The sequence below is a fragment of the Nitrosococcus halophilus Nc 4 genome, assembly GCF_000024725.1.
Taxonomy (GTDB): domain Bacteria; phylum Pseudomonadota; class Gammaproteobacteria; order Nitrosococcales; family Nitrosococcaceae; genus Nitrosococcus; species Nitrosococcus halophilus.
This window is the reverse complement of record NC_013960.1, coordinates 195,965-220,377: the sequence shown is the minus strand read 5'-3', so window position 1 is coordinate 220,377 and position 24,413 is coordinate 195,965. Positions and strand designations below refer to the sequence as shown.

Below are 24,413 nucleotides of genomic sequence, written 5' to 3'. Positions count from 1 at the left end.
ACTTCGCGACCTTGCTAGGGGGTCGCCTAACATCCATGTGAGGCTCCAATGCTGCTTGGTATAATGACTCTACCATGAAGACGATGCGCTATCTCCGTAATCATTTTTTGATAGCCATGCCTACCCTGGAGGATGCCAATTTTGCTCGCACGGTCACCTATATCTGCGAGCACAACCGGGACGGCGCCATAGGCCTCATTATCAATCGCCCCTTAAATATCACCCTGAAGCAAGTGTTGCAGCACATGAAAGTCAAAAACTGCCCCCAAGAGGTGGGGGCAAGTCCTGTACTTCTAGGGGGCCCCGTCCAACAAGACCGGGGGTTCGTGCTGCATCGTCCCATTGGCCACTGGGAAGCAACGCTCACGGTCAGCGATGAGGTGGGTATTACCACCTCCCGCGACATTCTCGACGCCATTGCCCAAGGGCAAGGCCCCCAACAGACCCTGATTGCCTTGGGCTATGCCGGTTGGGGGCCTAATCAGTTAGAGCAGGAGCTGGCGGAAAATGCTTGGCTAAGCACCCCTGCCAATAGCACGATTGTTTTTGACACCCCTTACCCACAGCGCTGGGAAGCGGCCGCGGCCTTAGCCGGAGTCGACCTCTCCCGCCTCTCCGGAGAGATTGGGCACGCATGAAGGGGACCGCTGCCACTCCCCCTCCCCCAAAGCCCCGAGTGGTTTTTGGCTTTGACTTTGGCATGCGTCAGATAGGGGTCGCCGTAGGCCAGGAAGTGACCCACAGCGCCACTCCCCTGACCACCTTGAAAGCCCGTGACGGAAAACCCAATTGGGACCTGGTCACCCGGCTTATCGAGCAATGGCGCCCTGACTTGCTGATCGTCGGACTACCTCTTAATATGGATCAATCCGAGCAGCTCTTGACTCAAGCGGCTCGCCGCTTTGGCAATCGCTTACATGGCCGGTACGGTTTGGCCGTGGAATGGGTTGATGAGCGTTTATCCACCATCGAGGCCCGGGAACGGTTAAATCTTAAGCCCTCTTCCCTTGGCCGCCACCCGGAGCTTGATCAGGTAGCTGCCCAGTGTATCTTGCAAACTTGGCTAAGAGAGCAATAAACCATCCGCGGCGAAAAGCGCGGATTTCCGGTGCGAGGTCCCTATGAATCTTCCGCGGTCCCTTTCGTTAGATGTGGAGGCTTTATGCCGTAAGCTAGCAACAGACCTAAGCCAGCGGATGGCTGAACAACAATGGGATAACCCGGCCATGATTGGTATCCACACGGGAGGGGTGTGGGTGGCAGAGCGTTTATTGGCCCAGCTAGATAATCTAGTTTCCGACCCTTTAGGGGTGCTTAACATTGCCTACTACCGGGATGATTTCACCCGCATCGGCATGCATCCCCAAGTGCAACCTTCCCAATTACCCTTTTCTGTCGCCGATCGGCATATTATCCTGGTAGATGATGTGCTTTACACGGGACGAACGGTACGAGCAGCGTTAAATGAGATTTTCGACTATGGTCGCCCTGCCAGTGTTACTTTAGCCGTCCTCGTAGAACGGGCCGGCCGCGAGCTGCCGATACAAGCAGACGTGCTTGGCCATCATTTGGATCTAGCCCTTAACGAACAAGTCAAACTGACCGGCCCAGAACCTTTGCAATTTAGCATCCAGTGTGTCGAGCCTAACGAATGAATAACATTCAACTGGACAGCGAAGGCCGATTACGCCATTTTCTCAGCATCCAGGGACTGAACCGGGAGCTGCTCACCCGTGTCCTGGATACTGCCGAATCCTTTGCTGCCATTGGCGCCCAACAGGTGAAAAAGGTTCCCCTGCTGCGGGGAAAAACCATTGTCAATCTCTTTTTCGAGAGTAGCACCCGAACCTTAAGCACCTTTGAATTGGCGGCCAAGCGTCTTTCAGCGGACGTCATGAACCTCAATGTGCGCACCTCCTCCACCAAGAAGGGGGAAAGCCTACTGGATACCCTCCGCAGCTTGGAAGCCATGCACTGCGACATGTTCGTGGTCCGCCACTCCGACAGCGGCGCCGCCCACTTCATCGCCCGCCATGCCCCCTCCCATGTCAGTGTTATCAATGCGGGAGATGGTTGCCACGCCCACCCTTCCCAGGCCATGTTAGACATGCTCACAATCCGCCGGCATAAGGGCTCATTTCCCAATCTCCGGGTAGCGATTGTGGGCGATATCCTCCACTCCCGGGTGGCCCGCTCCGAGATCCATGCCCTGTCAACCCTAGGAACGGGCGAAATCCGGGTGATTGCCCCCCGGACCCTGCTACCCCGCAGCGTGGACTCCTTGGGAGTTCATGTCTTCCACAACATGAAGGAAGGTCTTAAAGATGTGGATGTAGTGGTGACGCTGCGGCTCCAGCGGGAACGCATGCAAGGCGCACTCCTGCCCAGCGAACGGGAATATTTTCGACTCTACGGTTTAACCGAAGAAAAACTTGTCCTCGCTCGGCCCGATGTCATCGTGATGCATCCGGGCCCCATCAACCGGGGAATAGAAATCGAATCGGCCGTTGCCGACGGACCCCATTCGGTCATCCTGGAACAAGTCAGCCATGGCATCGCGATTCGCATGGCGGTGATGGCCATGGCCATGCAGGTACCGGTCCCTGAAGCCAAGGAGGCCCGTTAATGCGCTTGGTCATTAAAAATGGGCACCTCATTGACCCCTATAACGAGGTGGATGCCGTCCAGGACCTCTATCTAGCCGATGGCCGGGTAGTGGCCATCGGTAACGCCCCAGAAGGTTTTAGGGCCGAACAGGAAATCAACGCCCAGGGCCAAATCGTATGCCCCGGACTGATTGATTTGCGGGCCCGCTTACGGGAACCGGGACAGGAGCGGAAGGGAACTATCGCCACGGAAACCTTGGCCGCCGCCAAAGGGGGCATTACCACCCTCTGTTGTCCGCCGGATACCATTTCCGTCGTCGACACCCCCGCTGTGGCCGACCTGATTGCCCACCGGGCAGCACAACATCAGCGAACCCGAATTCTGCCACTCGGTGCTCTCACCCAAGGATTAAAAGGCTTACAATTGGCGGAAATGGCTATCCTCCGGGAAGCAGGTTGCGTAGGGGTGAGCAATGCCTTAGTTCCCATCGCCAACAGTCAGGTCATGCGCCGGGCCATGGAATATGCCGCCACCTTAGGGATCACCGTCTTTCTCCATCCCCGGGATCCTTGGCTCGGCATTGATGGCTGTTGCCACGAAGGCATTGTCAGCGCCCGCCTAGGGCTGACGGGCATTCCCGAGACTGCAGAGACTGTTGCGCTGGCCCGGGATCTATTGCTCATTGAACAAACCGGCGTTCAGGCCCATTTCTGCCATCTCTCTAGCAGCCGGGCCGTTCGAATGGTGCGGGAAGCCCGGGCCGAAGGGCTCCCCATCACCGCCGATGTGACCGCCTATCATCTCCATCTCACCGAACACGACATTGGGGAATTCAACAGCCAGTGCCACGTCATTCCCCCCTTGCGTTCCCTACGGGACCGGGATGCTCTCCACGAGGGCCTGCGGGATGGCGCCTTCAGCGCCATTTGCTCCGATCACCAGCCCCATGAGATCGATGCCAAACTGGGCCCTTTCCCTATTACCGAACCGGGGATTTCAGGACTGGAAACCTTGCTTCCCCTCTCCTTGCGACTCACCCAGGACGATATTTTGACTCTCCCCGAAGTCATTGCTTATCTCACCTACCAACCTGCTCAAGTACTCGGCATTGAAGGCGGCCATTTGGCCCCTGGACAGCGAGCCGATATCTGTATTTTTGATCCCCACGACCACTGGGTTCTCAAGCCTGAGGAAATGGTCAGTCAGGGGAAAAATACCCCCTTTGGAGGATGGGAATTTCAAGGGCGGGTCACTCATACTCTGCTGGAAGGCCAGGTGGTTTTTGCCACTGAAACTAAAGACCCATGAAACCCAAATCCCACCGGGGCACCATTCTGATGGAAGACTGCGAGGTCTTGGCCCATGACCCCCATCCGGGTGATCAATATGTGTTGAGAGTCACCGCCCCCGGCATCGCCCCCCGTGCGACCCCTGGCAGCTTCGCCCATCTCCAGTGCGATCCTAGCCTTCCCATGCGGCGGCCCCTCTCTATCATGCGGGTCGATGCCCGCCACGGCTGGATGGACTTTCTTTACAAAGCGATAGGCCAAGGTACTCGATTGCTGGCCCAACGGAAGCCTGGTGAGAAAATCAGCATCCTGGGCCCCATCGGCCAACCCTTCCAAATAGACCCTGCCTATCCACGGCCCCTACTTCTCGGCGGCGGCGTAGGCATCCCCCCCATGGTGTTTTTAGCCGATACTTTGCGCCGGGACAAACAATTCAAGCCCCTGGTGCTCATGGGTTCGGAAGTCCCTTTCCCTTTCCGGCCACGGCCCTCCCAATTTCTGATCCCAGGCTTGCCGGAGGGAGCCATCGGCGCCATGCCCCTGTTAGAAGATTGGAAAATCCCCAACCGGCTTACCAGCCTCCAGGGCTACCCAGGTTGCTTCGAAGGCTTTATCACCGACTTAGCCCGCCACTGGTTGCAAACCCTGGACCCCGCCCAACGCCAAGCAGTCGCCATTTACGCCTGTGGTCCCCACCCCATGCTAGAAGCCACGGCAAAACTTGCCCAGGAATTCGATCTCCCCTGCCAGGTCTCCCTGGAAGAATTCATGGCCTGCGCCGTGGGCGGTTGCGCCGGCTGCGTGGTAAAAGTTCAAACCTCCCAAGGACCGGCCATGAAACGGGTTTGCGTAGACGGACCAGTATTTGATGCGAAGGCGGTGTTTGCCTAACGAGCAAAATTCCCTAGCGAAAAGGGGGTAAATAGAACACGTCATCAAGATCTTGCTACGTGCATACAAAAATATATAGCTACAAAAAGCACAATGCAAGACCTGACACGTTAATGATGCTTGACAGTCATAAATAAGCCTGCTACTTAAAAGCAAAAGAAATCAGTAAGATCTATTTCTGCTGATTGTCAATAATAACAGATAGTTATCTACAATTTACTGAATTAGATCTCACTTTTGACGTTTTATAAGGCGTCGTTTAGGAGGTCTACGTGTAGATAACAACGTTTGTGTGCGCTTAAGAAGTGATATTCCGATTTAATGGGTGGACTCATGCAAGCTCCAAAGAAGTATTGGTGGGTTGTCGGCGTTGCGGTTCCTATCGTTGTTGCGATAATTACTATGATCCCGGACATAAGGAAAGATGGGGACAGTAAACCGATATATGTTGATGTTGTTGGAGCGCAATTCACCGGCAAGGTCGCTTTCAACAATGTGACTGTCATTGCTGAACAAGCACTCCAGGTATTGGGTAAGGACTTACCAGACGACGTAGTGACGACTTTACGCCAAGCATTGGAGTTTGCCCAGTCGAAAGAATTCGACAAGGCAATCCCGCTTCTCCAGGGTGCGGTGGCAGCCGCGCCAGTTCCGGCGGTATTCAACAACCTGGGTGCTGCTTATCTGGCAACTGGCAATCAAGATAAGGCTAAAGAGTACTTTAAGAAAGCCGTTACGGAAGCGCCAGACGAAGAGACAGCGAGCTTTAATCTTACTCAGCTACCAGGGATTGACAGCATTCGCATTAAGGAAGAATCTGAAGAAAAGCCTACACCAAGCACCCGTCCAGCACTTGCCGAGGTCGGGTCAGGAAGCTCCAATGCCCTAGCTCCAGTGGCAGGTGGGTATTCTAGTATCAAGCTCCAGACCGGTGACGTACGTAGGGTCAAGTACACCGTTAAGATTAACGGACTCCCCCTGGGAATCTATCAATTCGATAAGAATCTTGTTATAGATCGCTTCCTAAAGCAAGGTGTGCAGAATACTATCTCCTTTGAATTCGAAAAGGCAAACGATTACGGTCCTGACCTGTGGATAGACGCCAGGCTTCCTGGGCATAAGGATTGGTTCCGGATCTATGAGTTTACCGCTATTAAAAATCGCCTCAAGGGCAGCGTTACGATACCGTTTGCCGGGCCTGAGAAATGATTGCGCTCGAATAAAGGGGTCAGATCTTGCTATATGCGCAATAAAGGGGTCAGATCTTGCTATATGCTTTTTACTAGCTCATTCTACTGGAGGCACTCAGCAAGACTAATCCTATATTTCCTATAATCCTAATCACACCCGAGGGACTTATGGTGCTGCCCGTGCTACAGAAGCCTCCGACAACCAACAGACAGCCCGCGATCACTACGATAAATCACTAAAATTGACAGCCAATCGCGATACCGAGCGCCCAGAACTTGCCCAAGCTAAGGCGTTTCCAGCCAGGCAATGACCATGGTTGATCCCAAATCTAGCCTAGATGGAGCAAAACTAAGAGATGAAGTATTCGAACTAACCCTGAAGTCCAATAAATGCTGCAGAAGCGGCACCGCTAAGGCAGGACATCAAAAATTGTAACCTATCTAGTTATAGGTTACACTCTACCCTATGATCAAGGGCTTCAAACATAAAGGCCTGGAACGGTTCTTTCTCCACGGAACAAAGGCAGGCATTCAAACTAAGCATACTGAACGTTTGCGTTTGATTCTAGGTCGTTTGAACGCCTCTACATGCCCTCAAGACATGAACCTACCTGGATTAGGTCTACATGAATTGAGCGGCGATCGCAAAGGCATTTGGTCTGTGAAGGTCAGTAGTAACTGGCGAGTCACCTTCACTTTCTCAGGTGGAGATGCCGACGATGTGGACTATGAAGATTATCATTGAGGCAAGTTTATGCAGATGCACAACCCTCCCCATCCTGGTGAAATCCTAAAGCACCTGTGCCTTGAACCTTTGGGTTTAAGTGTTACTGAAGCCGCCAAGGCGCTTGGGGTTAGCCGAAAGACTTTATCGAGCATTTTAAATGGCCGTACGGGTATTAGCCCTGAGATGGCTATTCGTCTTTCTATTGCCTTTGATACAACAGCGGAAAGCTGGTTAAATCAGCAAGTTCAGTATGATCTCTGGCGGGCTGAACAGCACCGTGGCAAACTTCAAGTAAAGAAGTTGTCATCCAAGCAATCTGAATATACCTAACGCAGCGCTGCACCTGAGGCGGCTTTAATCTTTCAGAAATTGCGCAGCGGCTCTTTCCCCGCCACCAAATAGTTAAAATAGCATTAAAAAGGGTCAGGTCTTGATAGATGCTAAACCTTAGTTTTAGTTCTAGAATACCCCCAGAATAGAAATGATGTGACCCCGTAACGTGGTGTGCTCCACTTGCATTCAGCATACTCTACGAACAAGGCTCAAGGGGCAACATTATTGTCAACGTTGCACCCGGTTCCTATCAAAACTATATTCCTCTGTATTGCATCGCCAGTTAGCATTTACAGTAGAGCAGGATAAAGGGGGAAACACTGCGAGAAAACCTATTCCGCCATTATGGTTAGATACCATCCAGGGCATAATTCAAGGGAGATACGAAACCATGAAGAAGACCGTGCTTACTGTCTTTCTCCTCGCAGTTATTAGCCCGCTGACAGTGGCAGCTCAGGGGGTACGGCATCCCCTCGACCCACTGACATGGCAGGAGTACTGGACCGTGCTGGAAGTACTCCGGAAGGCGGAATACTTAGATGCAAATACCCGCTTCTCAATGGACCAGGCTTTCGTCTGAACGGACATCAGGTAGCGTGGCAAAAGTGGCGCTTTCATGTTCGCCCCGATCAACGGGTCGGGATGATCATCTCGGCGGTCACCTATGGTGAAGGTGATCAAGCCCGTCCTATCTTGTACCAAGGCCACCTGTCAGAGATATTCGTGCCCTATATGGATCCCTCCTTCGCTTGGTATGCCCGCAATTTTCTTGATGCCGGGGAATTCAGTTTCGGCGGCCTTTCCAAGCCCCTGATCCCCAAACAAGATTGTCCCGAACATGCTATCTACTTCGATGCTCTGGTTGCAGGAGACAGGGGGCGCCCGCACACGGTGCCCAAAACCATCTGCGTGTTCGAGCGGGTGACGGGCGATATGGTATGGCGCCATTGGGACGAGGATGGAGGCTCGAAAAGCCGTGCAAAGCGAGATCTTGTTGTACGAACTGCGGTGGTCATTGGAAATTACGACTATGTGTTCGACTGGATCTTTCAACAAGACGGAGCGATTCGGGTGGCTGTGGGAGCTACGGGCATAGCCGAAACTAAAATGGTCACTCCGAAGACAGCTTCCATGAACACAGGCCCAGCCGGCGGAACCCATGGCTCGAATGGTCAGGAGACCCCCACTACCACGGAGGATGCCGATGCTTACGGGCACTTTGTTGACCGGCAGATCGTAGCGGTCAACCATGACCACTACTTCAACTTCCGGCTGGATCTTGATGTAGATGGCATTGCAAACAGCCTGCTCATCGACCGCTTGAAGACCCAAATTCTTCCGGAGGGCCACCCGCGCCGGAGCGTGTGGGTACGTGAGCCGATGCTGGCACGCCAGGAAGCCGACGCCCAACTCAATATTAGCCTGGATCGACCTGCCCTTTGGCGCGTGATCAGCGATTCTCAAACCAACCATGTGGGATATCCAACCAGCTATCAACTCATGCCGGGTAAAAATACCAACACGCTGCTCAGCCCGGATGACTATCCGCGTCGCCGCGCCGGCTTCATTGATCATCATCTGTGGGTCACCCCTTATCGCGTGAACGAACGCTACGCAGCAGGAGACTATCCGACCCTTAGCAAACCGGAGCAAGGGTTACCCGCTTGGAGCAGTGAGAATCGTTCAATCGAGAATACCGACATCGTTCTCTGGCATACAATCGGCATGCATCACCTGGTCAGAGCAGAGGATTGGCCCGTGACGCCTATGCTGTGGCACAGCTTCGAACTCCGACCCTTCGACTTCTTTGACCGTAACCCAGCGCTGGATCTGCCTAAGTAAAGAAAGACACCGAAAATGGTGTCATGGTTTTGCCTATTGCAGCCTAACTATCAAACTCCCAGATAAGCACTAAACAAGGTTAGTCCCTTTACCTGTGCAGGGTCCAGAATGTGCCCGCACCGCTACACCCCAATGCTGGTTATACCAATTTAGTTAAAGAATGCAATTTATTGAGGCTTCAAGTGGTTGTTTAGACTGAATCTATAGAATGCAAAATTACATGAAATTGGTATTACATGGGGGGTGTCAACTAGTTAGTTATGGGGCTTTGGAGCGGTAATTAGAAACTCTCCCCTACCCGATAATTATCTAGCCTATTATGGATGCCGAGCATTGTTCTGAACTTTCCTAATGCCAGTCCCTCTTGAAAACTAAAGTGGAAGTGCTAAACCCTACAATAATAAGGAGCGTAACCCTATAGACAAAAAAAGCATGCTAGCGTTGGAAACTCACCGCTGGCAAGGAGGTCATTCTATGACATGGCTAGGGCGAAATTTGTGCATACTTTTGCTGTTTTATCTGGTACCAGGCTATTCTTCAGAAGAATTTTCTGGGTCCCTCCCCGAGCTTAGAGCTTCCTTGCCTAGTGGGAAGCCTACTCTGCATCGCCGCGAGCCTGGCTTCAACCACGCCGGTAGCGGAGAAAAAAACTCCGCCATCCAACGCGGCCGTGATATCTGGTTCAATAATACTTATGGCGGGGAGAAATTCTTCGATTTTCTAGCTGACAGGCGCCTGCAGGTCGGTTTTAAGAATGTCATCAACACCCCAAGGGATCGCCGTTTTCAGGCCTGGGGCACCCTCAATGATCCTGACTGCAGGGCAAACCCCCAAGGGGGACCGGATCTCTGTTCTGATCCTAATGCCAGCGGCGTTATCGGAATCCGCCGATTTCTTACTGCTGATGGACGGACGATCTTTGGTCTCTCCTGTGCCTCATGCCACGCGGGTTTTGATCCACTCAATCCTCCCTTAGATGTCAATGAACCGAGTTGGGACAATATCCACCCGACGATTGGCAACCAACATTTGAAAGCCGGCAAGATCCTCGCAGCGAATCTTCCTGCCGATGATCCGCGGCGCTTTATGTTTGAGGGGTGGCCAGATGGCACTGTCGATACCACGGTCCTTTTCAGCGACCATATCATGAACCCAGGCACAATTACCCCGATTTGGGAGCTGCGGCACCGTCCCACCTTTAACGTAGGACCTGATAAACCTAAAATTCGGATGGGCCAGGGGGGCGAGGACGACCTGGGCAGCCAAAGGGCGGCTCTGCGTGTCTACACGAATATTGGGGTCTGCTTCTTTGAATGCGTCGCACCGAGTCTTGCTGAGGACAGGCCTATTGATCTCAAGCAGTGTCGCCGCGACTGTGCCGACCTTCCTCCAGAACAGGATCTCAATGATTTGAGCCGATTCCTTCGTTCAATCAAGGCGCCAAAATTCCCGGAGTCGATCCAAACAAACTTCTCCCGTGAGCGTTCACGCAAAAAATATCTCTTTGCCTGGGGACAAAAGGTGTTCAAAGATAACTGTGCTTCCTGTCACACCTTTAAGGGTAAGGCGGGACGTGTTCTCTCCAATGATGAGGTGAATCCGCTTATCCAAGCACCGGAAAACGCCACCAATGCCTGCCGCGCCCTCACTTCCCAATGGGAAGCTGACCATTTGTGGGCGGCTTTCTCTTCCCAGGTCTATAAGGACCGGGCGGCGGCCGGTTTAAAGGGGTATCGTACTATGCCACTTGCGGGAATTTGGGCAACGGCGCCATTTCTCCACAATCAATCCGTCGGTCCTTACCCTGAAGCGAACACCTCGCCTGAGGAACGCGCAGAGATCTATGAAGTCGCGATGCGGGAACTGCTCTCGCCATTTCGCGTGCCCCAGATCAATATGTTGCCGGTATCGATCGGACCCTTCCCGGCGGGTACACCCTTGACCTACGTCTTTAGCCGTGACCCAGAGACCAATGAGCTCCTCTGCGACGATATCATTGAGAACCGAGGCCATTACTATGGCTCAGAGCTTCCCGAGGAAGACAAAGAGGCCCTTATCTTTTGGCTTAAACGACAGTAGGCGCTTCCCTTAATGGAGTAATCTCATTCATACCCAAATTATTCCATTCGCCCTCGTATTAATATTGATTTACGGCAAGGAGAAGTACAGCTAACTCCCTCAAAACTTCTGCGCTGCTACGGGCAGTATGGTGGAAAATTTTAGCAATGCTGCAATGGCGGCTGTGCTCCTTAACACTTTCCCTCGGGGAAACCGTTCAAAAAAATGGCAAGGGCACCCTTTTCTTGGGCACCCTTGCCGCACTTGCACACTGAAAAAATAGGCCAGCAGCGCAGCCCCTTAAACTATGGGCAATTTAAGCGGCACCCAAACCTAAGCCAAGCAGGATGACGGCAAACAGCACATAGAGAATTAACAAGGAAAAAGTAAGCAGTGAACTGCGGGATTGGGTTTCTTGTTTCCGTTTCATTTGGATATACCTCCTTTAGTGCTGTTAGATAATGTCAGGATAAAACATGAAACTGAAGACAAACTGAAAAATGGGGCAGGTTTACTTTATAAAAATAAAAAACAAGTGCACAGAACACGACAAACCGCACAAAAAAGAGATGGAAATAGCTTTTCGGCTCGCTCAGTTATCCAAGGTGAACAGGAGTAGATATGCGTACCAGGAATCTTATCGCTCTCACGCTCACTAGTGCGGCCACTTTTCTTATGAGTCACCCGATCTTTGCCAAAGGTGATCCTCAAGCTGGCCGCGAAGTATTCCGCAAGTGTCAGGCTTGTCATAGGCTTGAACCTGCCCAATACCAAGTTGGTCCCTCACTTGCTAATCTCTTCGGGCGTCAGGCGGGCAGTCTTAAGGAGTTCAGTTATTCCCAGGCAATGGAAGAGGCCGATATTATCTGGACGGAAGACACTCTCAATAAATTCTTAGCCAACCCGCAACACTACCTACCTGGAAGTCAGATGCACTTTGCGGGTCTACGCAATGAAGAGGACCGTGAGAATGTCATTGCTTACCTTAAGCAGGGGATAAACGCCTCCCTTCGACGCACCCCTGCCTCCCCCGAAGAAACCAAACTACAGCAAGAAAACAATACACAAAGCGTAGCAGCCTACACCCCCGATCTTACCGTGACCTTGAAAACCGGGGTTGCCGCAGGGCGTCTCGTTTTCATCGGTGTCGGTGCCGATATTGACGGGGTGGTGAACCCTACTCTGGAGGTACATAAGGGAGAGGTAGTGCAGATCAACCTGGTCAATGGCGAAGGCACTACCCATGATATTTTTTTCCCTGAGTTCAACGCCCGCTCCGAGCAGGTGACCACTCCAGGCAGTAGTACGACGCTGGCTTTCCGGGCCACCAGCGCGGGTGAACTCACTTATTATTGCACCCTTCCCGGACATCGCGAGGCCGGAATGGAAGGGCATCTCCTAGTACGTGAAACACCTCGGGAGGAATTGGCAAAGGCTCGGGATATTGTGCGCAATCCCCATGATGTGCCTCAACCTGTGGGAGACCGAGAGTCCAAGAAGCTTGAGTTCGGCCTTGAGGCGGTAGAATTGGAAGGAGAACTTGCGGAAGGCACGACTTATCACTACTGGACCTTCAACGGCACGGTGCCCGGTCCCCTGCTCCGAGTCCGGGTTGGCGATACAGTCAAACTCAAGCTCGCCAACGAGATTGACAGCGACATCATTCACTCGGTCGATCTCCACGCAGTGACCGGACCTGGGGGAGGCGCCACTTATCTTCAAGTCCCCCCCTGGCGAGGAGAAATCCATTACCTTTAAAGCGCTTACCCCAGGGCTCTATGTTTATCACTGTGCCACCCCGATGGTGGCCCATCACATTGCCAATGGAATGTACGGCATGATTCTGGTGGAGCCTGAAGGCGGGCTACCGCTAGTCGATCGGGAGTATTACGTGATGCAGGGGGAAATCTACACCCAGGCCTCCTTCGGCAAGAAAGGACGCCAGGAGTTCAGCGTTGAGAAACTGCTGGATGAAGCCCCTGAATATTTTGTCTTCAACGGCGCGACGGGGGCGCTTACCAAAGACTACCCGCTGCACGCTCAGGTAGGTGAGACAGTACGCATTTTCTTCGGAGTGGGCGGACCAAACTTCACCTCCTCTTTCCACATCATTGGCGAGATATTGGACTACGTCCATGAATGGGGCGGGCTGAGGAGCGGACCGGTTGAGGGGATTCAGACAGTGCCCGTAGCGCCTGGTGGCGCTGCTATTGTGGAACTTAAACTGGATGTACCAGGCAAATACATCCTGGTCGATCACGCCTTATCCCGTATGGAACGGGGACTGCGCGGATTCCTTTACGCCAAGGGCAAGGAGAAACCAGAAATCTACCAAACTGGCGCTTCTTTCGAGAATAATAGCAGACACCCTATCAAGCGGTGAAAACTCCACCGACCAATAAACGACTCTCGCTCCTATTGGGGTAAAAAACTGGCAAAAGTCATCGACTAAAGAAGAACTATGATGTCAAACCCGATTGCAACGGGTCAGAAGATTCCTATTGCCTGCCGACGAGAAGAATATACCAGGCCGACTTCAGGATTGGCGAAATATTTTCTCTGTCGGATTAAAGATAAAGAAGAGGCACCTGCCAGCTTGAGAGAAGCTTTTTCAGAGGTGCCCCCTCTCTCTTGCCTGTTACCTCCCTAGTATCCCTCGCTGCCTTCACCTGCTCCGCGGTGGTGCTCTTTCTTATATTCCTTCTTATGTTTCTTAGCGGCGGCCTCCCATTCTTCCTGAGTTAATAAGTCGTCATCATCCTTATCCATACGTTCGAATTTCTCCTCCATGGCCTCTTCAAATTCGTCCTCGCTGATCTTTCCATCACCATCTTCATCCAGCTTTTGGAACATTTTTTTGTGCATCTCCTGCTCTTCCGCTGCCCCCTCTTCTTCACTGCCATAGGGATTCCCAGCAAAGGCGGGTATTAAAACCAGGGATAAGACTCCCCCAAGAAAGAGGGAATAACACATTACCTTGTATTTCATAGCCATCTTGAAGTTCCTCCTTTCAGCCATTAATCCGCAGAAGTCGTGCAAAGCATGCCTTCCTCTTAACTTAAAGGATAGAAACTTCTCCAAACATAACAAGGTGAAACGGTATGGCGGATCACCCTTCTAACGGAGCGACAACGGGCTCAGGTTTACCGATAGAGCATAATCAAAAAATTGCAGAGGGAGGTACATCATGGATGCTCAGACAATTAATCCAACAAGGACCAAGAGTAGCTATTCTCCTGCCTTCCTGGTGATCCTAGCAGGCTTCATCACCTCCTTGCTCATCGCCAACATTATTGCCGTCAAGCTAATCGATATTTGGGGCTGGGTCATGCCAGCCGGGGTGATCATCTTTCCCCTGAGCTATATCATCGGCGATGTGCTGACTGAGGTCTACGGTTACCGTCGCGCCCGCCAGGTGATATGGCTGGGCTTTTTCTGTAACCTCTTGGCAGTAGGCGCCATCACCTTGGCCATGGCACTGCCTCCCGCTGCATTCTGGGATGGGCAAGAAGCCTTTGAGCGCATTCTGGGCTATGCCCCTCGCCTGTTGCTGGTTTCCTTCCTGGCCTATCTGGTGGGCGAGTTCACCAATGCCTACGTGCTTGCCAAGATGAAGATCGCCACCCAAGGACGCTGGCTATGGACACGTACTATTGGCTCCACACTTGTGGGTCAGGGACTGGACTCAGCGGTGTTCATCATCGTAGCCTTTTTGGGCACTATACCGCTGGAAGGTCTAGTTCTCGCCATCCTGATCCAATGGGGCGTGAAATCCGCATATGAGACAGTGGCAACTCCCCTCACTTATCTAGTGGTTAACTACTTGATTGGAGTTTCGCCATGACTGATTTCAATTTTGTTCCTACAAAACTTCATCAATCTGGAGAATTCGCGGTTCCTCGCGGTCCTCAACCAAGGGGTGACCTTGGTCTTGGGGTCTTTACCGCTCCTCGCGCTTTCACTTCGGGTGCTCCCCACCCTAGGCTCCGAGAGCAAGAAAATCATAGCGCCAATTCATGGCAAAACGCAACTAATGTGGCCCTCGCGCTCGGCGCGCCGTTTCACTTCGCAACCTTGTTAGGGGGGCGCCTAACATCCATGTGAGGCTCCAACGTACTGAAAGAGCCGATGTTTACGACCATGAAACGAATTTCAACCCATTCAAGATCAAAAAATTTAAAAGACAGGATCAATCGGACTGAAACGGGACCAAACTATTTAAAGGGAGAGGGGACTGATGAAGAAACAGCGCTACCCCATTTTCATCCTCGGGATTTTATTGTCCGCGTGCGCCCAAATGCCCAAGCCCATTCAGGAAGAGTTGCCCGTTAATCCGAGCATTGAGACCGTGCGCGCCAATATTGATGACTTTCAAGGGCAAAGAGTGCGATGGGGTGGCGTTATTCAGGAAGTCAAAAATTTTGAAGCGCGGACCATCATTGAAATCGTCGGCAAACCCCTCAACAATGAGGGAAGACCGAGGGCTGTCGATGAGAGTCCAGGGCGCTTTCTGGCCGCTTTCCCGGGGTTCCTTGATCCGGCGATTTACACCAGCGGGCGCCTTATCACGGTCCTTGGAGAAGTGACCGGTGCTGAAACGGACGAGATTGGCGCGTTCAACTACCGCTACCCGGTGGTCCATGTGGATCGTGATTACTTGTGGCCCAGCAAGGTCGTGCAATATGTCTATCCAGATCCCTTCTTCTACGACCCATGGTTTTACTCTTGGCCCTACTATCGTTTCAGTCCCTTTTTCTACGATCCCTGGTTTTACCCTTGGCGGCGGCCTTATTATTGGTAAGAAAGCAGTAGGAGGCCCATCGTGAAGCTTGTTTTCCTAATGCTCGCCGCGCTAGGGCTGGGCTCTTGTGCCACTGCGCCTAAGTTGGAGACGGCTGGCGCCGCCCAAGACCTTGCCCCTCCTGAAGTGGCCGCCAACTTTGATGCTTACCAGGGGCAAAGGGTGGTGTGGGGTGGCCTTATCGTTAACCATACGAGTCTGGCGGAAAGCACAATGCTGGAAGTGCTGGCCTACCCGCTTTCAGGCAACCTAGAGCCCAAAACCCAGGCTCAACCTCTGGGCCGCTTCATTCTCCAAAGCGACTCTTTTCTGGAACCGATCGATTATTCACCGGGGCGAGAGATGACGGTGGTGGGCAGCATAACAAAAACCACCACGGGAAGGATTGGCGAAATGGAATATACTTATCCGGTTTTGCGACCGGAGCAGATTTATTTATGGCCCCGCGAAAAAGAAGCGGGAGGCGGTGGTAGAACAGGCTTTCATTTTGGAATAGGAGTTGGAATCGGGCTATGAGGAGAGCAATTTCCTAATAGCCACAGGCTAATTTTTTTGGGAAAAGCCTCCACACCGCCACTACACTGTTAATCATAGTGATAACAAGCTGACCGCGAGTTCCAGCCTTACCCTAAACCGAACTTGCGCTACCTTAAAGGAAGCAGGGTGATGAATAAGACAATGCACCTAGGGGGGCTCGCGATGCTTGCAACCTTACTGACAAGCATCGCCTCCGCTCCTGCTAATGGCAACGAACCGCTTGAAGATCCCATTCCCAGGTCAATTCCAGAAGGCCGTGTCCCCATCGCACTCGAAGCGGTGGCTGAGAGGCTGACGGCCCCCAATTGGGGGACGGCGGTACCGGGCTGCGCTAACCTGCAGAACCGTCTCGTAGTCACGGACCAAGACGGGATCCTCTGGGCGATCCATCTGACAACAGGCGAAAAGCGCGTGTTGCTCGATGTCAGCGATCGATTAGTCTCTCTCGGCGTGGCGGGTCCAGGCACCTTTGATGAGCGAGGTTTTCTAGGCGTGGCCTTCCATCCCGAGTTTGCAGATAACGGTCTTCTTTACACCTATACCTCAGAGCCGGTGGATGGTCCAGCCGATTTCTCCACCCTACCCGCAGGGGAAACAGCCAATCACCAGAGCATAGTGCTTGAATGGCGAATCCCTGACCCCTGCCATCCCGATTCGGTCGTCGATCCTGACAGTGCCCGAGAGTTGCTTCGCATTGATGAACCTCAATTTAACCACGACGCCGGTGCCCTGAACTTTGGAATGGACGGGAAGCTTTATATTTCGCTCGGTGACGGCGGCGCTGCCGATGACCAGGGAGGAGGTCATGTCCCCGGAGGCAATGGTCAGGACCCCAGCAATATTCTCGGCACCATCCTCCGGATCGATCCGGACGGCTCGAACGCCGCCAACGGCCAATACGGTATCCCAACCGACAATCCCTTTGTTGGTCAGTCGGGTTTTCTCGACGAGATCTTCGCCTATGGCTTTCGCAATCCCTTCCGCTTTTCCTTCGATTCCCGCACGGGGGAGATGTGGATTGCGGATGTGGGGCAAAATGATATCGAGGAAATTGACGTGGGCCTCGCCGGCGGCAATTACGGCTGGCGCTTGAAAGAGGGGTCGTTCTGTTTTGACCCCAACGGCAATGATCCTGGCTTTGTCTTTGAATGCCAGCCGGATGATGTGCCTGCTGATCTTATCGACCCGATCGCCGAATACGACCACGACGAGGGCACCGCTGTCATCGGTGGCTTCGTGTATCGTGGTATTCAGCTGCCCTCACTCCGGGGGCGATATGTGTTCGGTGACTTGTTCGATCCCGCCAGCGGCAGTGGCCGACTTTTCTACCTGGAAAGGAATCCCCGAATCTTTAAGTTCCCGTCTGTGTTCGGTGATTTTTCCGATTCTCCCAGCGGCAGTGGCCGGCTTTTCCAGCTTGAAAAGAATCGCCGAATCTTTGAGTTCCCGCTGGCTAATCAGGAGAACCTGGGTCTGTCGTTGCTCGGCTTTGGCCAGGATGCCTTCGGCGAATTGTATGTCCTCGCCAACATGACTGGCACGCCTTTCGGCGACACGGGTGTTGTGCTCAAGATCACTCGGGACCGGGGCCAAATCCCAGCCCGCTTTTCAGCTCACTTGAGCGGAGATGAAGAAGTCCCGCCAGTGGATACGCAGGCCCAGGGGCAAGCCCTTTTCACAGTGAACCAAGCGGCGACCGAACTGACCTTCAAGCTCATTGTTGCCAACATCGAGGAGGTGATTGCAGCGCATATTCATTGTGCACCCCAGGGCGTGAACGGCCCCATTGGCGTTACGCTCTTTAGTGGTGGCCCGGTGACCGTCAACGGCATTTTAGCAGAAGGGACCACCACCACACCCGATGCCGGTAATGCCTGTACTTGGGACGACATAGCAGATGTCAAGGCTGCCATGGGCAACGGCGGTGCCTACGTCAATGTCCATACCTTAGCTCATCCGGCGGGTGAGATCCGGGGACAGATCCGTTGATCAACTGAACGCTATTTTGTAGTTATGGGATATTCCTGGGAAGGGAAGCCCATCAAGCAGCGAGCGGGGATGTGTTCGACCTTCGGCCACGCCATCGCTACAATCGATTCCTTTGTCCTTTGTATTGGGCTTAAAGGTATCGTTTGAAAAAACTTGTGGTCCTGCGTAAGAATTCCTCGCGCAACGGGGAAAGTTTATCGCAATCAGGCACGAGACGAACACCCTGCGTATGTCTACGGCCTGGCAATAACCACAGTTGGGTATTGGGTCCACCGGCTTGGTTTAAACGGCGTGCATGGTCGGGGGGAAGAATTTCATCCTCTTGTCCATGTATCAACAAGAGTGGGCGCTGTTGTATTTTACGGACTGCCTGCAAAGGCATAGCCTTATCAATATCAAGGCCATACACGACTCTGCCCATCAGTTCAAATCCTGGGGCGAACATGACACCCCATTCTGAAGGCAAGCCTGTCTGGCGCTCCAATTCACCGCCGATTACATCAAAGAGATTCGCATAAGCGCTGTCAGCAATCACTGCTTTGATCGCCTCAATGTCGGCTGCGGCAAACAAAGCCACTACCGCGCCATAAGAAGTGCCATGAAGCCCGATACTTCCCGGCGGGATAGCCGCCTCGGTTTGCAAGTAATCAACTATCGCTTGAATGTCGTGATGCTCATGCAGACCCAACCCAATATGTTCACCACCGGAACCACCGTGGGCCCTTAAATCGAACAGGAAAACCTGAAAACCGGATGCCTGATAAGCGCGTACGACATCCGGCGTCTGACAGTCCCAAGCATTAGAATGGATTCCATGTACCAATATAATCGCTCGAGACTGGTTGGCGGGCACCAACCAACCACGCAAGCGGATATGGTCTTTTGAAGTTTCCACCCATACAGATTTGGTGTTGGGAAAACCCAGTTGCACCGGCGTTTGTGTCATCGGCTTATGTTCGGGAGTGAGCAATAAGTGTAGCACCGCCCAGGAACTACTAAGATACCCGAGCAACACCGATGCGACAATAATAAGCACTCCCCTCTTGAGCCCCATCATAGCACCTCCATTGCACTCGGCACGGGCGAGCAAATGCCCGCAAGTCCTATTCCTGCCACTCACAAAACTGCTCGCCGGTGAAGAGCCACTTTCTATTGCGTTTAGGCCGGGAAAAAGGCTATAAGACCCCACCTATCGGTACTATAAAGTCAATCTCCAATTTTTGGTATAGCAGATAAAAAACCTCTTACTCCAACCCCGCCGGTTCTTTCCCCTCACATCTTTTTTTTCTTCAACATTTTTGCAAAACCCATCCCCATCATACCTGCACCTCCCTGCACCCAGCCGCCATCCACCGGCAACACGGCACCGGTGATATAGCTGGCACAGTCCGAGGCGAGAAACAGGCAGGCATGGGCGATGTCATCAGGTGTGCCCATGCGCTTGAGCGGAACTGAGTCGATAACTGCCTGGCGAGCTGATTACGTAGGGGCCAAACGCCGCATGCCCTCGGTGCCATCGGTGGGGCCAGGAACCACAACGTTGACGCGTACCCCTTGTTCGCCCCATTCCAGCGCCAAGGTACGGGTGATCATATCCACTCCAGCCTTGGCAGCACAGACATGGGATTGGGCCGCCATGGGAATCAGCGCCTGCGGAGCGGAGATATTGATTACCATGGCGCCCGGCTTTTGCAGCTGAATGCCTCTCCCAACAGCAGTAATTCGGCGGCCTTGGCATGCCCCAACCAACGCGGCAACAAATAGCTGGCGGCATATTCGAGACAGAGGCCAAGATTAACGAAGGGTAGCTGCAGTTGCGCACCCTGGGCGGCGTAAACCAGATCGCAGTGGAATAGCAATGTGGTGCCTATACCCACCGCAGGGCCGCGCACCGACGCCACTACTGGCTTACGGCAATGCTGCAAGGCGCGCATAAACCGAACCACCGGATGATTCTCATGGATTGTCGATGCCTGCCTGAAATCTTTCAAGTCATTGCCGCTAGTGAAATAACCGGCAGTGCCATAAATCAGAATCACCCGCACATTATCAATCTCGTCCGACTGTTCCAGAGCATCCGCTGCAGCAGCGTACATGGCTAGTGTCAAAGCATTTTTATATTTAGGCCGGTGAAATCCGATGGTGAGCAGTGGTTGCCTCTGCTCCACCAACAACTGAGGACAATCACTGGGAATCACTATCATCACCCTCCCGGAGTACCCATCAATTTGCGGTCTCCTGATCCTCAAGGAAATCAAGATTTTTCGCTGCCTGAATGATGAGCTTAGAGGCTTTATTTTGAGATATCGACGATTTTTGCCAAGTCTTCTTACCCCAACCCGTTAGACCTGTATAGCAAAAAGGAGCTACTGAAGGGCCAGAAAACTATATCGTGTGCTTTACAATTTTTTTTATTTTGGGATAGCCACAGAAAGTCGTTTTGCCACGGTGAGCTTACAGATCTGCCGAGGCGAGTTCGAGCAACATCCCGTAAAGACCCACCGTAAGCTGCACCAAGGAATCATAGTCCAGTTTATCGGGCGTATCCTGGAACGAGTGGTAATAGGGGTAACGGTACAACGCCGTATCCGTCACCATGATGGCGTCATAGCCATAGCGCCAGAAGGAACTGTGATCGCTCCAATCCACACCGGGGATGAGAGCGGGTGCCGACAGATATTCCAAGGGAAAATTAGAGTGCTTCCGAAAGGACCCAACGGCGCGGTGTAGCAACCCGCGAGATCGCAGATTGGAGACAAAGCCAACGAAATTGCCCCGATCCGGATAGAATAGGCCAAACAGGGGAGGATACTTCTGGGTGTCGGGCTCGTTGCGATAGTAGCCAATGGTTTCCAGCACCACTACTCCCTTTAGTCGCTTACCACGTTCGCGGGCCATGCGCGCGTAAACTCGGCTGCCCATCTTCGGCGTCTTGAAAAAAGGGGGTTCCTCATTGACGAAGGCGACGAACCTTAGCGAGCGAGGCAGTTCTTTACCTGCCAGTTTGTGCGAGAGTTCGAGCAGCGCAGCAACGCCGCTGGCATTATCGTTGGCGCCGGGACTGCCGGGCACCGTATCGTAGTGGGCCCCCACCAAAATGACTTCTTCGGGGAACTCGGTCCCCTTCAGGGCCACTTCCAGGTTCTCCACTTCCTGCCCTCGTACGATATAAGGGTACGCCGCCACCTCATAGCCCTGGGTTTCCCATTGATGGCGGATATACTCCGCGGCGCGGGCCAGGGAATTAGGAGTAAACATATTGCGCTCGCCGATGCCCGTGGCCAGCGCCTCCACGTGGGCTCGGAGCTGAGTAGCCCGGCTTTTTTTGATGGCGGGCGTCATTGCCAGTCCTGGGGAGTGTTGATCTGCTATTTCCGGTGTAGCCTTACCGATAAGGGACAGCATAGCCAGCAGACCACCTGCTAGCCAGAATCCAGTTAGCTTATAGGAAAAATAAACGCCCTTTTTCATTAAGGGAGGAATGTACCGGAAGCCCGATTGGCTGTTAAACACACTCACAAACAATCCAAAAAGCACAAAATTTGGCCCAATGTGGCAAATTCCGGATCTCCCTCGGCTGACAACGCCTTATACAGGCTTTCACGCGAAAGCCCAGTTTCATGGGCCAGCTGTATCATCCCTTTGGCGCGGGCAATCACCCCCAGCGCATAGGTAATCAATGAGAGCATCTAGGCAAAGAGAAGGGCGGAAGCAGCTATGAATGAAGTGATGGAATGGCCCGCTGATTTGGGGGTGGGGTCTATTAGAGTGACGCACCATCAACTGTAGCAGGGAAGTAGTGACCCGATCGGAAAGATTGTCACGATCTGGTCACGTTGCGGAAAATGAGAGTGTCGAAAAATTCCGTAAGCAATTGATTTAAAATGGTGGGCCGTGAAGGATTCGAACCTTCGACACACGGATTAAAAGTCCGGTGCTCTACCAACTGAGCTAACGGCCCCCGTGATAGGATAAGCACGTAATTTTACCTGAGTTGCCGAGAATCTCAAACCATTGCAAGCATTTTTAATGATATCGGGTAGGGTCAGGCACACCGGCTTCCTGAAAACCCTGTTTGCGGAACCGGCAAGAATCACAAACCCCACAAGCGCGCCCGGTCTCATCTGCCTGATAGCAGGAAACCGTGCGGGAATAATCAATACCGAGGCGAATGCCTTCCCGGATAATCTCAGCCTTGGAAAGATGAATTAGGGGAGCTTGAATACGAAACCGCTGCCCTTCCAGGCCTGCGCGGGTGGCAAGGTTGGCCAGGTGCTCAAAAGCCTCAACAAATGCCGGGCGGCAATCAGGATAACCGGAGTAGTCCACCGCATTGACGCCAATGAAAATATCCTGGGCTCCCAGTACCTCGGCCCAACCTAAAGCAAAGGCCAAAAACACCGTATTCCGCGCCGGCACGTAGGTGACTGGAATGGCCTCCGTGGGCGCCTCCGGCACGGCGATACTGGAATCCGTCAAAGCGGAGCCTCCCATACCGCCCAGATCGATGGTGATAAGTTTGTGCTCGACAGCCCCTAACAAGCGGGAAATTTCGGCGGCCGCCTGAAGTTCGACCCGGTGCCGCTGGCCATAATCAAAGCTCATGGTATAGCAAGCAAACTCCTGCTCCCGGGCGATAGCCAGTACCGTGGCTGAATCCAGCCCTCCAGAGACTAGAACCACCGCTTTAGGGGAACTCATCGTCCAGGCTCCTCCCCCCAAAGGTATTTATGTAACTGAATCTGCATTCTCACCGGCAAACGGTCTTCCAGTATCCACTCAGCTAGATCGGTGGGACTGAGTTGTTCGTAGCTGGGGGAAAACAGCACCTCGCAACGTTCAGCCAGGCGATGACGCTCCAGGGCCGTCCGAGCCCACTCGTAATCATGGCGGTCACAGAGCACCAGCTTTACCTGGTCCTGGGACGAAAGATAATCAAGATTAGTAGTGGAGTTCCGTGCTTCTTCCCCCGATCCCGGAGTCTTTAAATCCATGACCTTGACTACCCGCGGATCAACGGCGGAGATATCCAACGCCCCACTGGTCTCTAATGAGACCTCGTACCCGACGTCACAGAGTTGGGTCAAAAGTTCCAGGCAAGCTGGTTGAGCCAGAGGTTCGCCACCGGTCACCGTCACATGGCGAGCGCCGAATTCGGCGACGGTGGCGAGAATCTCATCTAGCTCCATCCAGGTTCCGCCCTGAAAGGCATATTCAGTATCGCAATAATGGCAGCGGAGGGGGCAACCCGTTAAACGCACGAAGACCGTCGGCCAACCCACGCTGCGGGATTCTCCCTGGAGGGAGTGAAAAATTTCAGTGATACGTAGACGCTTCATAGCAACCGCATCCAGGGAGACGGTAACTCCACCATGGCAATAGGATCAACGATGACCCTCACGCTTCATTTTTTCAAGGCGATCTTCGGCCAAGCGACTAACGGTCGAAGCAGGATAGCGGGCCATCACTTCTTGGAGCTGCGCTTTCGCTTGCTCCCACTGCTCTAATTCGTAATAAGCCAGCCCTTGCTTGAGCATAGCATCGGGAACCTTGGCGCTTTCCGGATACTGCTCCGCCAGGGCCTGAAAGGCTTGGGCGGCGGCGCTAAAATCCCGCAACATATAGTAGGACTCTCCCAGCCAGTACTGGGCATTAGGCCGATAACGGCTCTCTGGATACTGCTGGGGAAACTGGCGAAACGCCGCCATCGCCTCTTCATAGCGCCCTTCCTTGAGCAACTTCAGGGCAGCCTGATAGGCTGGCTCCCCAGAATCAGGAGCAGAGTCCATCGTACCAGCCTCTGTCATTTCTGAAGGGGGGGATAAGCTTTCCTCGGAGGCGTTTAGCTTTTGTAATCGCCGGTCCAAATCCAAATACAATTCCCGCTGCTGTTCCTTGAGATTATCAATCTCATATCCGAGTTCCTCATTTTCCCCCTGAAGTCGCCGCACCTCAGCTTCTAGCTGTTCCAACTTCAACAACAACTCGGACAACCCCTGCCCCTGGACGATCCGTTCTAGGCGCTGGAGGCGTTGCTCCAACTCACCCATATCAACCACCTCAGCCACTTCCACTTCAGCCCCAGGCACAGCCGATACCTGGAGCAGCAGCCCCCCTGCCAATAGCCAGTGGCTCCGGCACGACGCCAT

General features: G+C 53.1%; 26 protein-coding genes, 1 tRNA gene and 1 pseudogene. 18 read left to right on the top strand and 10 right to left on the bottom strand.

Translation table 11 applies throughout. From position 1 onward, the window contains the following. The first annotated feature begins 74 nt into the window (after nucleotides 1–74). From NHAL_RS01060 to NHAL_RS21425, 14 genes are all read left to right on the top strand, one after another. Nucleotides 75–638, top strand: a complete 564-nt coding sequence (locus tag NHAL_RS01060; RefSeq protein ID WP_013031312.1) for a YqgE/AlgH family protein — start codon at nucleotides 75–77, stop codon at nucleotides 636–638. Next, nucleotides 635–1,078, top strand: coding sequence for a Holliday junction resolvase RuvX (gene ruvX, locus NHAL_RS01055; RefSeq protein WP_013031311.1), 444 nt, complete (start codon nucleotides 635–637; stop codon nucleotides 1,076–1,078). Before NHAL_RS01060 ends, ruvX begins: the two co-directional genes overlap by 4 nt. 43 nt (nucleotides 1,079–1,121) lie before the next feature. After that, entirely contained in the window at nucleotides 1,122–1,655 is a 534-nt protein-coding gene (gene pyrR, locus NHAL_RS01050; RefSeq protein WP_013031310.1) for a bifunctional pyr operon transcriptional regulator/uracil phosphoribosyltransferase PyrR, read from the top strand. Further along, nucleotides 1,652–2,626: an aspartate carbamoyltransferase catalytic subunit gene (locus tag NHAL_RS01045; RefSeq protein WP_013031309.1), complete on the top strand. Its 975-nt coding sequence runs from the start codon at nucleotides 1,652–1,654 to the stop codon at nucleotides 2,624–2,626. The genes pyrR and NHAL_RS01045 overlap by 4 nt, the downstream gene beginning before the upstream one ends. Beyond that, nucleotides 2,626–3,915, top strand: coding sequence for a dihydroorotase (locus tag NHAL_RS01040; RefSeq protein WP_013031308.1), 1,290 nt, complete (start codon nucleotides 2,626–2,628; stop codon nucleotides 3,913–3,915). Before NHAL_RS01045 ends, NHAL_RS01040 begins: the two co-directional genes overlap by 1 nt. Further along, nucleotides 3,912–4,787 carry a dihydroorotate dehydrogenase electron transfer subunit gene (locus NHAL_RS01035; protein ID WP_013031307.1) on the top strand — a complete coding sequence of 292 codons (876 nt, stop codon included), beginning with the start codon at nucleotides 3,912–3,914 and terminating at the stop codon, nucleotides 4,785–4,787. The genes NHAL_RS01040 and NHAL_RS01035 overlap by 4 nt, the downstream gene beginning before the upstream one ends. 333 nt (nucleotides 4,788–5,120) lie before the next feature. Continuing rightward, nucleotides 5,121–5,996 carry a tetratricopeptide repeat protein gene (locus NHAL_RS01030; protein WP_013031306.1) on the top strand — a complete coding sequence of 292 codons (876 nt, stop codon included), beginning with the start codon at nucleotides 5,121–5,123 and terminating at the stop codon, nucleotides 5,994–5,996. A 447-nt stretch (nucleotides 5,997–6,443) separates the two neighbouring features. Next, nucleotides 6,444–6,722, top strand: a complete 279-nt coding sequence (locus NHAL_RS01025; RefSeq protein ID WP_013031305.1) for a type II toxin-antitoxin system RelE/ParE family toxin — start codon at nucleotides 6,444–6,446, stop codon at nucleotides 6,720–6,722. Nucleotides 6,723–6,731: 9 nt separating this feature from the next. Further along, a complete protein-coding gene (locus NHAL_RS01020; protein ID WP_013031304.1) occupies nucleotides 6,732–7,034 on the top strand; it encodes a HigA family addiction module antitoxin in 303 nt (100 codons plus the stop codon). Between the two features lie 394 nt (nucleotides 7,035–7,428). Continuing rightward, the gene (locus NHAL_RS21370) at nucleotides 7,429–7,617 is read left to right on the top strand and encodes a hypothetical protein (protein WP_041354533.1); all 189 of its coding nucleotides are present in this window, start codon (nucleotides 7,429–7,431) and stop codon (nucleotides 7,615–7,617) included. After that, entirely contained in the window at nucleotides 7,536–8,879 is a 1,344-nt protein-coding gene (locus tag NHAL_RS01010; protein WP_238985535.1) for a copper amine oxidase, read from the top strand. The genes NHAL_RS21370 and NHAL_RS01010 overlap by 82 nt, the downstream gene beginning before the upstream one ends. A 474-nt stretch (nucleotides 8,880–9,353) precedes the next feature. Beyond that, nucleotides 9,354–10,958 carry a c-type cytochrome gene (locus tag NHAL_RS01005; RefSeq protein ID WP_013031303.1) on the top strand — a complete coding sequence of 535 codons (1,605 nt, stop codon included), beginning with the start codon at nucleotides 9,354–9,356 and terminating at the stop codon, nucleotides 10,956–10,958. Between the two features lie 600 nt (nucleotides 10,959–11,558). After that, the gene (locus NHAL_RS21430; RefSeq protein WP_049780563.1) at nucleotides 11,559–12,695 is read left to right on the top strand and encodes a multicopper oxidase domain-containing protein; all 1,137 of its coding nucleotides are present in this window, start codon (nucleotides 11,559–11,561) and stop codon (nucleotides 12,693–12,695) included. A gap of 43 nt (nucleotides 12,696–12,738) precedes the next feature. After that, nucleotides 12,739–13,320: a cupredoxin domain-containing protein gene (locus tag NHAL_RS21425; protein WP_203434345.1), complete on the top strand. Its 582-nt coding sequence runs from the start codon at nucleotides 12,739–12,741 to the stop codon at nucleotides 13,318–13,320. Nucleotides 13,321–13,583: 263 nt separating this feature from the next. Here NHAL_RS21425 and NHAL_RS00985 read toward each other — a convergent pair whose 3' ends face one another. Continuing rightward, a complete protein-coding gene (locus tag NHAL_RS00985; protein ID WP_013031301.1) occupies nucleotides 13,584–13,931 on the bottom strand; it encodes an EF-hand domain-containing protein in 348 nt (115 codons plus the stop codon). Between the two features lie 193 nt (nucleotides 13,932–14,124). On the opposite strand from NHAL_RS00985, the gene NHAL_RS00980 reads away from it, so the two are divergent. The 4 genes from NHAL_RS00980 to NHAL_RS00965 all read left to right on the top strand — a co-directional run bounded on the left by NHAL_RS00980 (nucleotide 14,125) and on the right by NHAL_RS00965 (nucleotide 18,264). Continuing rightward, nucleotides 14,125–14,781, top strand: a complete 657-nt coding sequence (locus NHAL_RS00980) for a queuosine precursor transporter (protein WP_013031300.1) — start codon at nucleotides 14,125–14,127, stop codon at nucleotides 14,779–14,781. Nucleotides 14,782–15,174: 393 nt separating this feature from the next. Then, the gene (locus tag NHAL_RS00975; protein ID WP_013031298.1) at nucleotides 15,175–15,738 is read left to right on the top strand and encodes a Slp family lipoprotein; all 564 of its coding nucleotides are present in this window, start codon (nucleotides 15,175–15,177) and stop codon (nucleotides 15,736–15,738) included. 21 nt (nucleotides 15,739–15,759) lie between these two features. Continuing rightward, nucleotides 15,760–16,254 carry a Slp family lipoprotein gene (locus NHAL_RS00970; RefSeq protein WP_013031297.1) on the top strand — a complete coding sequence of 165 codons (495 nt, stop codon included), beginning with the start codon at nucleotides 15,760–15,762 and terminating at the stop codon, nucleotides 16,252–16,254. 150 nt (nucleotides 16,255–16,404) lie between these two features. Continuing rightward, nucleotides 16,405–18,264 (top strand): PQQ-dependent sugar dehydrogenase, encoded by a 1,860-nt coding sequence (locus NHAL_RS00965; RefSeq protein ID WP_013031296.1) that lies wholly within the window; start codon nucleotides 16,405–16,407, stop codon nucleotides 18,262–18,264. Nucleotides 18,265–18,394: 130 nt separating this feature from the next. Here the strand turns inward: NHAL_RS00965 and NHAL_RS00960 are convergent, their stop codons facing one another. The 9 genes and pseudogenes from NHAL_RS00960 to ybgF all read right to left on the bottom strand — a co-directional run bounded on the left by NHAL_RS00960 (nucleotide 18,395) and on the right by ybgF (nucleotide 24,413). Continuing rightward, nucleotides 18,395–19,321 (bottom strand): alpha/beta hydrolase, encoded by a 927-nt coding sequence (locus NHAL_RS00960; protein ID WP_013031295.1) that lies wholly within the window; start codon nucleotides 19,319–19,321, stop codon nucleotides 18,395–18,397. A 215-nt stretch (nucleotides 19,322–19,536) separates the two neighbouring features. Continuing rightward, nucleotides 19,537–19,902 (bottom strand): annotated as a pseudogene (locus NHAL_RS00955) (SDR family oxidoreductase). A 32-nt stretch (nucleotides 19,903–19,934) separates the two neighbouring features. Further along, nucleotides 19,935–20,462, bottom strand: a complete 528-nt coding sequence (locus NHAL_RS00950; protein WP_203434344.1) for an enoyl-CoA hydratase-related protein — start codon at nucleotides 20,460–20,462, stop codon at nucleotides 19,935–19,937. A 256-nt stretch (nucleotides 20,463–20,718) separates the two neighbouring features. Next, nucleotides 20,719–21,783: a M28 family peptidase gene (locus tag NHAL_RS00945; protein WP_238985408.1), complete on the bottom strand. Its 1,065-nt coding sequence runs from the start codon at nucleotides 21,781–21,783 to the stop codon at nucleotides 20,719–20,721. Continuing rightward, complete coding sequence (locus NHAL_RS20050) at nucleotides 21,780–21,953, bottom strand: addiction module antidote protein (RefSeq protein ID WP_083761340.1); 174 nt, start codon at nucleotides 21,951–21,953, stop codon at nucleotides 21,780–21,782. The genes NHAL_RS00945 and NHAL_RS20050 overlap by 4 nt, the downstream gene beginning before the upstream one ends. A gap of 196 nt (nucleotides 21,954–22,149) precedes the next feature. Next, nucleotides 22,150–22,225: transfer RNA gene (locus NHAL_RS00940), tRNA-Lys, on the bottom strand. Nucleotides 22,226–22,290: 65 nt separating this feature from the next. Beyond that, nucleotides 22,291–22,965: a 7-cyano-7-deazaguanine synthase QueC gene (queC, locus tag NHAL_RS00935; RefSeq protein ID WP_013031293.1), complete on the bottom strand. Its 675-nt coding sequence runs from the start codon at nucleotides 22,963–22,965 to the stop codon at nucleotides 22,291–22,293. Beyond that, nucleotides 22,962–23,603: a 7-carboxy-7-deazaguanine synthase QueE gene (gene queE, locus NHAL_RS00930; RefSeq protein ID WP_013031292.1), complete on the bottom strand. Its 642-nt coding sequence runs from the start codon at nucleotides 23,601–23,603 to the stop codon at nucleotides 22,962–22,964. The genes queC and queE overlap by 4 nt, the downstream gene beginning before the upstream one ends. A 45-nt stretch (nucleotides 23,604–23,648) precedes the next feature. Beyond that, nucleotides 23,649–24,413 carry a tol-pal system protein YbgF gene (ybgF, locus tag NHAL_RS00925; RefSeq protein ID WP_013031291.1) on the bottom strand — a complete coding sequence of 255 codons (765 nt, stop codon included), beginning with the start codon at nucleotides 24,411–24,413 and terminating at the stop codon, nucleotides 23,649–23,651.